Raw genomic sequence first — 12,759 nt, forward strand, 5'->3', positions numbered from 1 at the left:
CAGTGAAAGGCGGTCAGCCCATGTCCTCCCCGACGACCGAACCCGTGGTGCTCGGTGCCGACTTCGTCCGTGATCCCCACTCCGTCTACGACCGGCTCCGCGCGGAGGGCGCCGTCCACCGGGCCATCATGCCCACCGGTCTGAAGGTCTGGCTGATCACCTCCTACGAGGAGGGCCGGGCCCTGCTCGCCGACCCGCGCCTGTCCAAGAACATGGCCGACGCCGGGCACCTCTTCACGCTCCACCAGACCGACATGAGTCGGCAGCGCGACTACTCCCACTCCATCCAGCAGTCCATGATCAACATGGATCCGCCGGACCACACCCGGCTGCGCGGCCTCGTCGGCAAGGCGTTCACCATGCGCCAGGTGAACCGGCTGCGCCCCCGGATCGAGGAGATCGCCGACGAACTGCTCGACTCGCTGGCCGGGCGCACCGAGTTCGACATCGTCGACGACTACGCGGCGCCGCTGGTCAGCACGGTCATCTCCGAACTGCTCGGAGTCCCGGAAGGCGATCGGGCCGAGTTCCGCACCACCTCCGAGATCCTGACCTCCGACGCCGACCGGGACGAGGTGAACAAGGCGTCGAACGCGCTGCTGACCCTGGTGAGCGCGATCGTCGAGGCCAAGCGCGCCGAGCCCGACGACAGGCTCCTCAGTTCGCTGATCCTCGCGGCCGACGGCGAGGACCGGCTCACGCACGAGGAGGTCGTCTCCCTCGCCGTCGTGCTGTTCGTCGGCGGCTTCGACACCACCGTCAACCTCATCGGCAACGGCACACTCGCCCTCCTGCGAAATCCGGACCAGCTCGCCGCACTGCGCGCCGACCCTTCGCTGCTGCCGGGCGCCGTAGAGGAGTTCCTGCGCTTCGACGGCTCCGCCAACATCAGTCACTTCCGGCGCACCACCGCCGCGGTCCCGGTCGGCGACACGACCATTCCGGCCGACGAGTTCGTCTTCGTCGGGCTCCTGGCGGCCAACCGGGACGCGGCCCGCTACCCCGACCCGGACGCACTCGACGTCACCCGCTCCGCGACGGGCCATCTCGCGTTCGGCCATGGCATCCACCACTGTGTGGGCGCTCCGCTAGCCAGGGCCGAGAGCGAGATCGCCTTCGGACGGCTCCTCAATCGGTTCCCCGTGCTGAACCTGGCGATCGACCCGGAAAAGCTGACCCAGCGGCCCAGCATGCTCCATCGTGGGGTGCGTTCCCTACCTGTGCGTACGGATGGGGTCGAGGAGAGCGGTTGACCGCCACTCCGCCGGTCCGTGGGACCAACCGGAATCGCTCTCCGGTGTCCGTGCCTGAGGTACGGCCGAGCTGGGCGACGAGGTACAAAGCAGCAACAGGGTTTGGTCCTGTCCGTTGTCCGCGGCCGACGCTTGTGAGTCCTACAGGAGAGGGGCGTCCCAGACCCCTTCGATGTGGGGTCTGTGGGAAATCAAATCGCCGCAGGTCAGGGCGATGCGACCCGAAGGCTTCCGAACGAGTCGGGCACCATTTCCGAACGTCTCGCCAGGCTTGCGTTGCGCAGGTCAGGCGGGGTGCTCTCCAGGCTTGTCCATGCACTTCACCCAGCCTGCATTAAGAGGATGTCTCACGTGGTGCATAGGCTGTGCGGCATCGTGAACGGTTGTGGCTGCTGATCTGTCGCAGCGGCTGGTTCCTGACGAACTCTGGGAGCTGGTCGCCCCGTTGCTGCCGTCGTTCGCTGCTCGTCCGCAGGGTAGCGGGACCGCTCCGTGTGACGAGCGGGCTGTGTTCACTGCCGTGGTGTACGTGCTGACCAGCGGTTGTGCCTGGCGGCATCTGCCGCCGACGTTCGGCACGTCTCCTGCGACGGCGCATCGCCGGTTCACGGTGTGGACCGAGGCGGGCTTGTGGCGCCGGCTGCACCGCACGGTCCTCGATGAACTTGGGGCGAGGGGCGAGGTCGACTGGACCTCGGCGATCATCGACGCAGCGTCCGTCCGTGCAAAAAAAGGGGGGATCACTGACCGGGCCGAACCCGGTCGATCGCAGCAAGAAGGGCAGCAAACTGCATGTCCTGTCCGACGCTCAGGGCATCCCTCTGGCCGTCGCGGTATCGGGGGGCGAACCTGCACGACAGCCAGGCATTCAAGCCGCTGATCCTCGCGATACCGGACATCCGCTCCCGACGTGGACCGCGCCGACGGCGACCGGTCAAGATCCGGGCCGACAAGGCGTACTTTTCCGCCGACCACCTGGCCTGGCTCCGCGGCCGCAGCCTGATCCCGCGGATCGCGCGTCCGGGAATCGAGTCCGGCGAGCGGCTCGGCCGCCACCGCTGGAAGATCGAGCGGTCGATCGCCTGGCTGTTCGGCTATCGCCGGCTCACCGTCCGATACGAACGCAAGGGCAGTCACTTCCTCGCTTTCCTCGGCCTCGCCGCCGCCTTGACCTGCTACAAGAAGCTGGCAAAACTCAACACGTGAGACATCCTCTTAGCGATCACAGGGCCCGAAAATATCGATGAGAAGGAGCAACGCTGGTGCTCCAGATGCCCTGAAGGTTGGTCGTGGATCCGCATCGCTGGTTTGAGGTGCGGTGTTTGCGTGGCTCATTCGGGGGTTCGGTGTTGGATGCCTGGCCGCTCCGCTCACTCGGTCATTCCTCCATGGCTGTGTCGCCGTAGCGCCGCGCGACCTCGTGGAACGCTTTCTTGGGTCTGAACGCACCGTCGCCGGTCACCGCCACGACCCCGAAGCCGGCCTTGTCGATGTCGAGACGAGGATCGTCGTGACACGGGAAGTCGGGCATGGCGAAGGTGAACACGAAGCAGCCGTGCACGCCCTCCGCGTCGTACTGGTCGATGAGTTCACCGAGGTAGCGGGCCTGGACGGACTCGTCGCGGGGGTGGTCACCGCGGATGCGCGGGGGTACGGCGAACCAGTTGACGATCCAGAAGGAACCGGCGCCCCGCTGGTCGGCTCCGGTGAAGGCACCGCACCCGAACTCGGTGATGACGACGGGCTTGTCGTGGTCGCGAACCAGGGCACGCAGGCGGTCTGCGTAGGTGGTGTGGTTGCGGCCGGAACGGTAGAAGCTGACGCCGACCAGGTCGAACAGCGACCAGTCGACGTGTTCCCACCCGGCCGCGGAGTAGGTGACCGGCCCGCCGAAGCGGCGCCGCGCGGTGGTCACGGCGGTGGTGAGCAGCCGGTGGAGCCGACGGTCGATCCTGCGCCGCAGCAGGCGATGGAAGCGCACGATGAGCTTCAGGCGCAGGAACGAGCGAGGTCCGGGGACAATGCCGGGCACGGTGTGGGAGAACTCGCTGCCGACCAGGAGCGTCACTCGGTCCGGGTGTTCCCGGCGGAGTTCTTCGGCCGCCTCGGCGACGGCGTCCAGGTGCTCCAGCAGCTTCGGCTGAGGCAGCTCGGGAACGTGGGGCCGGATGTAGACGCCGAGACCGGTCTCGAGGGCGGTGCGGGCGGCATCGATCAACCGCTTCCCGTCCCCGATGAGCATCACCGTGGTGCAGTGCAGATCCCGGGAGATGACCTCCAGGTCCCGCCGCACGTCATCGGTGCTCGCCTCGCCGACCAGGTATGAGATGCCGCGGACGGTCAGCATGCGCTCGGCTCCTGTCGACGCAGTCGGTGGGCGGCCATGAGGAGAAGGGCGGCGACGCCACCGAGCATTGCGGCGTTCACCGCGTACTTCATCGTGTCCTCCACGTTGCCGCCGAGCGGTTCGACCAGGAAGGACAGCGCGGCGCGGACGACGAGGGCGCTGCCCGCGGCGGCCAGTACGTGCCGGCGGCCCCAGCCCCGGCGGCGCGACCAGCGCAGCAGCAGCCAGCCGAGTACGACCATGGCGACCACGTTCACCGTCACCCCCACCCAGGTCGCCGGCAGCAGCTGACTGGCGCACCATGCGACCCCTGTGACACCGCCGACCAGCCACCACGACGGCGTCTTCGCAGACGACTGGATCCTCGCAGGCCGGACGGTGAACGCGGCGGCGATCAGGGCAATGGCGACCACTGCGGCGCCGATCAGGTGCGCCGGGCCGGCGGTGGAGTCCGCTGCCGTGTCGTTGTAGATCAGCGCGGCGCTCAGCGCCCACAGCGCCACCATGACGCCGACGCCGACCCGGCCCAGCCACCGCCGGTCAGCGATGCGCGGGGCACAGGATTCGACCACCGCGATCGGAGCGGCGAAGCTCCAGATCACATGCCCCCCGACATAGTTCAGCAAGCTCGCCGCATCGACCCCCAGGCCCGGGATGAGGGTGACCAGCGCCTGGGTCGCCCAGTCGGGGTCATCGGGGTTGATCTCGTGGTGGAACAGGGTCTGGTCGATCAAGCCGGCCTGGATCACCCCGAAGGCCGCGCTCAGCAGCAGGATCGTCGGCCAGCCGCGACCGGTGCGCCGAGTGATCTCGCGGATGAGCACCGCGACGGTTCCGTAGAGCGGCGCGAGGACGAGCAGACCCGCCAGCAGCTCCAGCGGCCGGTTCGTGCTGTCGCTGTAGCCGATGAGGTACTCCGCGCTGACCGGGGACAGCATCAGCAGGCCGGCCACGGCCGCCCAGCGGTGCCGAGACCGCGGTAGTGCGGCGGGAGCGGATATTACGGGCATGAGGATCCTTTGGGGGCCGGGCCGTCATCGGTGCGGTCGACGCTAGAGAGACCGTCGGCGGTCGGGCATCCGTCTTCCGTCCAGGAGTGCACGACTTCCGTCTAGAAGTGCTTGGCCCTCCGTCCATGCGCGGCCTGACGTCGGTTCATGCCTGACCATTTCGATCTCACGCGGGCGCGGGCACCTGCCTCGCGGCGTGTTCGAAGGGCGTGACGAGTTCATCTGCCCCACCACGTAAGACACGGTCTAAGCCATCTCTCGGCGCCCTGAAACTTCCCGGCGTCAGCCTCCTGACCACCTACGCGACAGCCCCAATCTGCTGCAGAGATAGCAATCTGGGAAGCTGCCCGGACATGCCCGCACATCACCCTCGCACGGAGGTGCTGCTCGAGCTGGGCGTCACACCTGCACGCTCCCGCCGGGCCGCGAGAACCGGCTCACCAGCTGCAGAGCCAAAAATCGCCGACGCGCGAGCCTCAATCGCATCTTCAGCGCTTTCGCGACCCATGACACATGCCACAGGTGGCAGGAGCAGTCAGGAATCACCGCCATTCAGGCAGCTCGATGAGGCAGGGCGGACCGTGTCCCTCAGCACGCGTCCGACACGACCTGAACAGGAAATTCTCCCATGGGGCGGCCCTCGAATTGCTACTTGAGTAGCGAGATGGGCAGCCTTGCAGCATGGCAACCTCCTCAGTCGTGCGGCCGGCCGCCGACCGCCGGGTCCTCCTGCTCCTCCTGGACGACCAGCACCGCCTGATGCTGTGCGACGGTTACTGCGGCGGCTGGACGGTTCCGCAAGTGCTACTCACGGCCGAAACCGAATTCCAGGACGGGGCAACCCGGTATCTCGCCGAACGGTTTCACGTCGAGAACCCTCACTTCGGAACCGTCTACGGCGTTCACGAAACAGACGAGCCCCACTGCCGGGAACACGACCACCGGATCATTTCTCACGTTTTCATCGTGCGGATCAGTCCAGACGAGTCGAATTGCTTTCAGCTGATCTCTCCGTCACACACCCGGCGGGGAATCGGTGAGCTCAAATACCGCCACCAGGAGATCTCTCCGGAGGGCGCGACCCTGCTTTTTTACAGCTACCTGGAGGGCTGGCTTCCCAACGGTCCCATCTCGCTCTACTGACCTGGAGATCTCATGCCCTTGTACGCCATTTAAATCATCCTGACGCGGACAGTAAGCGGAGTCGAGTTGAAAACTGCACGACGGGTCAGCGGTATGTCGATGGCGCCGTCGGAAAACGGTAAGAGCATCGCCGTTCTCCTATCGGCACAGGACGAGGAGGGCGCCATCAAAAAAGATGTGGCGGCGGCTCGAAGACTCTCTACCCCTCGACGTCCTGTGCACTCTCTTTCCGGGGCCGGACGGAATGCTGCGGATGAGCATCCCCTTCGCTCCTGGGGTCAAGAAGAGAATCCGCGCATGAGCCAGGGCAGCAGGGAAGAGTACGGAGGATTTTCTGAGCCGGTCGGTAAGAGAGGCTTTGGCTCGCGATCGGTCGACGGAGGGGGCAAGTCAGGAATGTGTCCTGAACTTCCTGCTCCATAAATGCGCGTGGGTTGATTCATCACTGGGCATCACGGACAGGCTTGCAGTGTCGAGGCTTACTCTGCCGCTGGAGAACCTCGTGCGAAGGATCTCCACTTCCGGAACCCGTGTCACTTTCACCGAGGAGACCGGCCCGATCGCGTCACTGATCAGTGAGCGGGAACTGACGGAACTTGAGAACAAGCTGGCTGACGAACAGCATCACGGAGATGACTAGCGCCGTGGAACGGTCTGATCCCCGGGCTCTGATGTCGAGGACCTGCGGCGGCTCTGACCCGACCCGTTCACCGCGGTACAGGATGGTGAGCCGGGATGCTTTGGACGCTCGAAAATACCGTCCGGTGCGTCTCGCTGTGAGGCCAACCGATCGCGACCTCAGTTGTGGATGCCGGTCTCGGAATCCTCATCACCGTCCGGCCCCCAGGCGGCCGGCCGGGGTAGGCGCTTCGCGTCGGCATCCGCATGTCGGCACACTGCTGCGGCGCGGCACTGTCGGCGAGGCGACGTACGTAGCGGCTGTGCGACCGGGCCGGCAGAGTCCCGCACGCCGGACGGCCGTCCGGGCTCGCCGGCCACCGACTCACCGCTTCCTCGTCCGCGAGTTCACCCGAGAGTGCCTCAAGTTAGAGTCCACACACGAAGTTCGCGTTCAGTGCGCGGTGGCTGCTCGGTGTTCGGCCAGGACGTCCAGACCGAAGTCCGATGTCGGGTCGCGCCACACCGAGTGCGCGTGGTTGGCGTGCCGCTGGGTGTTGTCGTACTCGATCAGGACGGTGGGGCCCTGCAGCCGGTAGTAGTGCGGCTCACCGGCCGCCAGGCTGCCCGCCCAGCCGAAGTGGACTTCGTCGAGGGCGTCTTCGGCGGCGAAGCGGGTCTCGTGGGCCGTGGCAAGTGCTTCCGGAGCCCGGCCGGTGTACAGGGCGAGCAGGCGACGTATCCCGGCACGCTGTTCTTCGTCCAGGTCGCGTGCGCTGATACCCCGGGGAGGAACGGTGATCGCCAGACGCGCGTGGTCGTCCTCGGTGTAGCCGCTGCCTTCTTCGGACCGGCGGTCGATGTCGTCGATGAGCCGGGTCAGTGCCGGATCTGCGAACCGGCCCCGCCACAGGTCCTGCATGTGCATCATCGTGTCACCGTCGCGGACCCGTGGACGGTTGCCGGAAACGATGTCGGAGACCGCCGCGGGGTGCAGCAGAGCCTGCCGGAACTGCTGGTTGCTCAGCCCCCGTGCCACCTGCCGCGCGTGGTCCTCGGCCCCGCCCAATGGGGACAGGGATCCGCCCAGCAACGCGGTCCTCGCGGGGTCCGCTCCGATGAAGCACGGTGTCGTCGAGACGAGCCGGTTCTCCACGACCAGGTTGTTCAGGGAGATGTGGTGGCCTCCGAATCTCCAGGCCCACACCGGATCGCCGGGCCGGCCGAAGACCCTCAACCAGTACAGGCCGGGATCGCGTCCGCGCTCCCTGCCCCAGCCGGTCCGCCACCCTTCCACCTGGTCCAGGACGTTCTCCAGACCCATCACCGTGGCCACCGTGGCGAAACCGGCCTCGGACAGCCCGGTCGCCACCAGCCGCATGGCCAGACCCTGTTGGTGTGCACTCTGGTCCCGGACGGCCAGCCCGCCGTGATTCGTGGGGGTGTAGAACCATCGCAGCCTCTCGTCCTCGGCACGGGGCACGAGTGGTGAGTCGTATAGGGCGAAGCGCTTCTGGTCCTGGCTGAGGGCGCCCAGCCAGGTGGTGGCCGCGGCGGCCATGACCGCCGCCGCGCGTTCGGGTGCCGAATCGCCCGGCACCGGCCCGTCGCCGAAATCGACCGTCATGGGTTGCTCTTCACGTCCTCGGACACGTCCAGCATGACCTTGACGGCGTTGCCCCGGCGTTCGGCATACGTGTCGAACGCTTCGGCGACGTCCCGTAGAGGGAAGTGGTGCGTGACCAGTTCCGCGGTACGCAGACGTCCTCGGGCCGCGAGGGATACGGCGCGGGCCATGGAACCGGTGCCCTCGCCGCGGACCGTCTCGATCGAGATGCCGTTCATCACGGCGTGGTTGAGGTCGGCCCGCACCGGTTCCTCGAAGAACCCGACGAGTACGACCTTCCCGGAGCGCTTGGCCATACGGAGGGCGTCGTCCACGGCCCTGGGCGCCCCCGAACATTCCAGGACGATGTCGGCACCCGTACCGCGCGTCGCCTCGCGGACCGCGGTCACGGCGTCTCCCTTCCGGGAGTTGAGCACCACGTCGGCGCCGAACGACTTGCCGATCTCGAGTCGGGCGTCACGCGTGCCGATCAGAGCCACCGTCCGGGCGCCGAGCTCGACCGCCACCTGAGTGGCCAGGAGGCCGATCGGCCCTGGGCCGATCACGGCGACGGTGGCACCGACCAGCAGGGAGCCGAGAACGTCGAAGGCGTGCATGACCGTGCCCAGGGTGGTCAGGACGACCGCGGTGTCGAAATCCACCGAGTCCGGCAGGCGGTGGAGAGTGGAGACGTGGTTGAGGGCGTACTCGGCGAACCCCCCGTTCACTGTCATTCCCTGCACCCGGTGGCCCTTGTGCCGCTGACCGTAGTTCAGACAGTCGGTGTACGCCCCGGCCAGACAGTTGGCGCAGCGCATGCAGCCTCGGTGTGCCTCGGTCACGACCCGATCGCCGACGCGGAACTCGTCGACAGTGCTTCCGACGGCGGCGACGACTCCGGCGTACTCGTGGCCCGGGGTGAACGTGTCGACCGCGGGCCCGCCGTGCGGGAAGAAGTGTCGGCTGCGGATCTTCAGGTCCGTGCCGCACAAGGAGGCTCTGCGGACATGGACCAGGACGTCTTCGGGTCCCACATGAGGGACGGGCCGTGTCGTCGTCCTGACGATGCCCGGCTCACCCAGCACTGCCGCCTGCATGGTTTCCGGCAAGGACATATCGGGTCTCCAGTTTCGCGCTTCGGCGGCACGGGCCAATCCCGATTCTCGGGAGGCCCGTACCTCGGATCCATCTTTGCCGCACTCGGGCCGCCTTTCATACCGCTGCCACATAGGGGCTGCCTATAGGACATGAGGGGAAAACCTATTGGTGTCGGCTTCGGCGTGTGTGCCAAGGTCGTCAAGAAATCATGTTGCGACATGGGGCCCGCAAATCTGGGTACCCACCGAGGAGCGGAACCATGGACCTAGGAATTTCTGGCCGTACCGCGCTCGTGCTGGGTGGTGGCGGAGGTATCGGTGGCGCAATCGGGCAGGTGCTCGCAGAAGAGGGCGCCGGAGTCGCCTTCGCCGATATTGACGGGCAAGCGGCACGCCGAAGTGCGGAGGCAGTGGAGAGCGCGGGCGGCAAGGCGGTAGGGATTCAGTGGGACCTCGGAGATCTCGGCGCTGTCGATGCGAATGTCAGGCTCGTCGAGGACTCGCTCGGTCCGGTCGACATCCTCGTCAACAACACCGGGGGCCCTCCGCCTTCGGCCGTATTGGGTCTGGACCATGAGATCTGGTCGAAGCATTTCCAGTCGATGGTGTTGTCGGTGATAGCGATCACCGACAGAGTGGTCCCGCTCATGAAGAATCGAGGCTGGGGCCGGGTCATTACCAGTACCAGTTCGGGAGTCATTTCCCCCATCCCCAATCTGGGGCTCTCAAACACTCTTCGTGCCGGTCTCCTGGGCTGGTCCAAAACGCTGGCACGGGAAGTCGCCGCTGACGGGATAACCTGCAACGTCGTCCTTCCGGGCAGAATAGGAACTGAGCGAATCAGGTTTCTGGACCGGGCAAAGGCAGAGCGGGAGGGAAAGAGCGTCGAGCAGACCACCGCGGAAAGCATCGCGTCGATCCCCGTGCGCCGCTACGGCGAACCGCACGAATACGCGTCCGTGGTCGCCTTCCTGGCGAGCGTGCAGGCCGCATACGTGACCGGCTCTGTCGTTCGTGTCGACGGCGGCCTCATCACCAGTATCTGAACCGAAGAGCCGACATGAAAAGGGTGGCCTCATGACGCTGCTGACTCGCACGACCCAGGGCGTCTTTGCTATCGCCCCGACACCGTTCGACAACGAAGGTGGCATTGACTTCGCCTCGCTGGGCAGGCTGACCGACTTCTACGCATCGGTCGGCGTCACCGGTCTGACACTGCTCGGCCAGATGGGCGAAGCGCCCAAGCTGTCCCACGACGAGAGCGTGCGCGTTGTCAGGCACGTACTGAAACGGACCGATCTGCCGATCGTCGTAGGTGTGTCGGCACCCGGCTACGCCGCCATGCGGGCACTGTCCACGGAGGTCATGTCGGCCGGCGCCGCCGGCGTCATGATCGCCCCGCCCCACACGCTGCGGACCGATGACCGGATCACGGCCTACTACGAGGGAGCGGCCGAGGCCATCGGTGCGGACGTGCCCTTCGTGATCCAGGACTACCCGCTCTCGTTCTCCGTGGAGATGTCACCCGCGGTCATCGCCCGGATCGCAAGCGCTCTGCCCGGATGCGTGATGCTGAAGCACGAGGACTGGCCGGGCTTGGAGAAGATCAGCAGCCTTCGGCAGCTGGAGGCGGACGCCACCATGCCGCGCCTGTCGATCCTGTGCGGAAACGGTGGCCTGTTCCTCGACTTCGAGACCGAGCGGGGAGCGGACGGAGCCATGACGGGATACTGCGTGCCCGAACTTCTGGTCGACGTCGTCCGCCACACCTCGGCGGGCGAGCGCGAAGCCGCTCACGATGCTTTCGACGCTCATCTGCCCCTGCTGCGCTACGAACAGCAGCCCGGTATCGGTCTGGCCGTGCGCAAGTACGTGATGATGCGGCGTGGTCTGCTGGCTTCCGACACACAGCGCAATCCCGGTGCCGCACTCTCCGTCCGGGCGCGTGGCGAGGTGGACTACCTGCTGTCACGACTGTCCCGCAAGGACGACAGAGTCGCTCTCCCAACCTGAGGCGCCCGTCCTTCCCACCCGCCGTAGGGGCCGGACGGGTACGTCCATCGCCCGATGACACTGGAGTAGTCTCGCCACATGCAGCTGCGACAGCTGGAGTACTTCCTGGCCATCTGTGAGGTCGGCTCATTCAGCGGGGCCGCAGCTCGGCTCTATGTCACACAGCCCTCGCTTTCCCAGCAGATCCGCGCTCTGGAGAACGAACTGGGGGCGGATCTGCTCGAACGAGGCCGCCACGGCGTTTCCCTGACACCTGCCGGACGGATCTTTCTGCCCCGAGCCCAAAGTGCCGTCCAGGCCGTCCAGGACGCCCACGACTCCGTTCGCCAGGTGGTAGAGGGGCGAAAGGGCGACGTTCACGTGCTCACCGTAAGGTCTGTGGCATCGGGCATCCTCCCGTCGTCCGCCGCGCGCTGGCATTCCCTGTTCCCTTCGACTGTCCTCAGGCTGCACGATTTCTCGCACCGAAGGGACCTTGAGGAGGCCGTGCTCGGCGGTCGGGGCGACATCGCCGTGGGGCCACGGCCTGCCTCGTGGGACGGGCCCGTCACGTCACTCGGCTATGAGGAAATGGTGGTGATCGGCCCGGCCGAACATCCCTCGGACACGGCTGTGGAACCGGCGGAGCTGACCAAAGCCGACTGGGTGCTCTACGAGCAGGAGCAGGGCATGAGCGAGGTCGTGGACCGGATGGCGACCCATTGCGGGTTCACTCCACGTGCCGTGGCACGCACGGGCCAGGTTTCGGCAGCTCTGCTGTTCGCCGTCGAGGGCATCGGGCTGGCAGTCGTGCCCGAGAACGCGGTACCGCTGCGGTGGGCCGGCCACGCGCGGAGCATCGGCCCCGGCTTCTACCGAGAACTCGTGACGTTCAGCAGGAAGCATCCCTCCCAACTGGCGGCCCGCTACCAGGACATGCTCACCTCTCTCGAACTGCCGCTGACCGCGGAGCAGGATCTGCCCCCAGGAGCCTTCCGCTACTGATGCTGCCCGACGTGGTGTGCAGGACGGACCGAACCGGACCGCTGAGGACGAGTCGCCGCACACACCTCGCTGCGGTCGCCGTCGCGGCAGTCCTGGGGCGACCTGTTTTTCCTGCTGCTCCCCGACGACGCGTCGAAACAGCCGCCGGAACCCGCACGCATACCAGGTCCGAGTGTCTCGGCCGAGGAGGTCCGGACACCCGGCCCGAGGGTATCGGGCGTTCGTCCAAGGCCGTCGAGGGCGGGAGGACCATCACGGTGCCTGATACCACGCCGATGATCGCCATGGGCAGCCGCAACCGTCCAGGAACGGCGAACCGGCCGGTGTGGTCGGCAGGGTTCGACAGGTGGCCGTCCGATCGTCGGGACGGGCCGCAGCAGCGCCGCTGTCTGCTCGGCCCGTCTGGGGACCGCCTGCGGCGTAGCGGAGGGCGAGGCGCACGCAATTGTCCAGAACCTTCATGTTCACCATGGGGGGGGTACGTCAAGTCCGGATCGAAGGCTCAGCCTTGTCGTTGCCGCTCTCGCCGCGGACAAAGGCAGGCGTGGCACCGCTCGCCTACCGGCTGGGCGCGTCACAGACGCCCAGGGATCGCGCACGATGCCGGTCGAACAGTTACTTGTCGATGCCAGGCCGGCACGGGCGTCGCGTTCGCGAGCGCGCCAGGCCAGTACCTCCACCCGACTCC

The 12,759-nt window shown here is 66.7% G+C and carries 9 protein-coding genes and 1 pseudogene; 6 read left to right on the forward strand and 4 right to left on the reverse strand.

Annotated elements, in window-relative coordinates; genetic code table 11:
* Nucleotides 1-20 precede the first annotated feature (20 nt).
* Both CW359_RS00905 and CW359_RS00910 read left to right on the forward strand, forming a co-directional pair.
* Entirely contained in the window at nucleotides 21-1,253 is a 1,233-nt protein-coding gene (locus CW359_RS00905; RefSeq protein WP_105967725.1) for a cytochrome P450 family protein, read from the forward strand.
* Nucleotides 1,254-1,638: 385 nt separating this feature from the next.
* Nucleotides 1,639-2,459 (forward strand): annotated as a pseudogene (locus CW359_RS00910) (IS5 family transposase).
* A 172-nt stretch (nucleotides 2,460-2,631) separates the two neighbouring features.
* Here CW359_RS00910 and CW359_RS00915 read toward each other — a convergent pair.
* On the reverse strand, nucleotides 2,632-3,600 hold the full coding sequence (locus CW359_RS00915) for a glycoside hydrolase family 113 (protein ID WP_105967726.1): 969 nt from the start codon (nucleotides 3,598-3,600) through the stop codon (nucleotides 2,632-2,634).
* The gene (locus tag CW359_RS00920) at nucleotides 3,594-4,610 is read right to left on the reverse strand and encodes a hypothetical protein (RefSeq protein WP_157968449.1); all 1,017 of its coding nucleotides are present in this window, start codon (nucleotides 4,608-4,610) and stop codon (nucleotides 3,594-3,596) included. Before CW359_RS00920 ends, CW359_RS00915 begins: the two co-directional genes overlap by 7 nt.
* 681 nt (nucleotides 4,611-5,291) lie before the next feature.
* Between CW359_RS00920 and CW359_RS00925 the strand changes: the two genes are divergently transcribed.
* Entirely contained in the window at nucleotides 5,292-5,753 is a 462-nt protein-coding gene (locus CW359_RS00925; RefSeq protein ID WP_105967728.1) for a hypothetical protein, read from the forward strand.
* 1,072 nt (nucleotides 5,754-6,825) lie between these two features.
* On the opposite strand, the gene CW359_RS00930 is transcribed toward CW359_RS00925, so the two are convergent.
* Both CW359_RS00930 and CW359_RS00935 read right to left on the reverse strand, forming a co-directional pair.
* Nucleotides 6,826-7,998, reverse strand: a complete 1,173-nt coding sequence (locus tag CW359_RS00930) for a DUF3500 domain-containing protein (protein WP_232838146.1) — start codon at nucleotides 7,996-7,998, stop codon at nucleotides 6,826-6,828.
* A complete protein-coding gene (locus CW359_RS00935) occupies nucleotides 7,995-9,092 on the reverse strand; it encodes a zinc-dependent alcohol dehydrogenase (protein ID WP_198655025.1) in 1,098 nt (365 codons plus the stop codon). Before CW359_RS00935 ends, CW359_RS00930 begins: the two co-directional genes overlap by 4 nt.
* A gap of 242 nt (nucleotides 9,093-9,334) precedes the next feature.
* Between CW359_RS00935 and CW359_RS00940 the strand changes: the two genes are divergently transcribed.
* From CW359_RS00940 to CW359_RS00950, 3 genes are all read left to right on the forward strand, one after another.
* The gene (locus CW359_RS00940) at nucleotides 9,335-10,120 is read left to right on the forward strand and encodes an SDR family oxidoreductase (protein WP_105967730.1); all 786 of its coding nucleotides are present in this window, start codon (nucleotides 9,335-9,337) and stop codon (nucleotides 10,118-10,120) included.
* A gap of 31 nt (nucleotides 10,121-10,151) precedes the next feature.
* Nucleotides 10,152-11,087, forward strand: coding sequence for a dihydrodipicolinate synthase family protein (locus tag CW359_RS00945; RefSeq protein ID WP_105967731.1), 936 nt, complete (start codon nucleotides 10,152-10,154; stop codon nucleotides 11,085-11,087).
* A 78-nt stretch (nucleotides 11,088-11,165) separates the two neighbouring features.
* Nucleotides 11,166-12,071: a LysR family transcriptional regulator gene (locus CW359_RS00950; RefSeq protein WP_105967732.1), complete on the forward strand. Its 906-nt coding sequence runs from the start codon at nucleotides 11,166-11,168 to the stop codon at nucleotides 12,069-12,071.
* Nucleotides 12,072-12,759 lie beyond the last annotated feature (688 nt).

Origin of the sequence: Streptomyces geranii, from assembly GCF_002954775.1 — a bacterium.
In the GTDB taxonomy this organism is placed as follows: domain Bacteria; phylum Actinomycetota; class Actinomycetes; order Streptomycetales; family Streptomycetaceae; genus Streptomyces; species Streptomyces geranii.

Bases quoted from the DNA above. Each gene is read 5' to 3' on its own strand.
- CW359_RS00905 (WP_105967725.1), top strand. From the start codon at position 21: ATGTCCTCCCCGACGACCGAACCCGTGGTGCTCGGTGCCGACTTCGTC.
- CW359_RS00915 (WP_105967726.1), bottom strand. From the start codon at position 3,600: ATGCTGACCGTCCGCGGCATCTCATACCTGGTCGGCGAGGCGAGCACC.
- CW359_RS00920 (WP_157968449.1), bottom strand. From the start codon at position 4,610: ATGCCCGTAATATCCGCTCCCGCCGCACTACCGCGGTCTCGGCACCGC.
- CW359_RS00925 (WP_105967728.1), top strand. From the start codon at position 5,292: ATGGCAACCTCCTCAGTCGTGCGGCCGGCCGCCGACCGCCGGGTCCTC.
- CW359_RS00930 (WP_232838146.1), bottom strand. From the start codon at position 7,998: ATGACGGTCGATTTCGGCGACGGGCCGGTGCCGGGCGATTCGGCACCC.
- CW359_RS00935 (WP_198655025.1), bottom strand. From the start codon at position 9,092: ATGTCCTTGCCGGAAACCATGCAGGCGGCAGTGCTGGGTGAGCCGGGC.
- CW359_RS00940 (WP_105967730.1), top strand. From the start codon at position 9,335: ATGGACCTAGGAATTTCTGGCCGTACCGCGCTCGTGCTGGGTGGTGGC.
- CW359_RS00945 (WP_105967731.1), top strand. From the start codon at position 10,152: ATGACGCTGCTGACTCGCACGACCCAGGGCGTCTTTGCTATCGCCCCG.
- CW359_RS00950 (WP_105967732.1), top strand. From the start codon at position 11,166: ATGCAGCTGCGACAGCTGGAGTACTTCCTGGCCATCTGTGAGGTCGGC.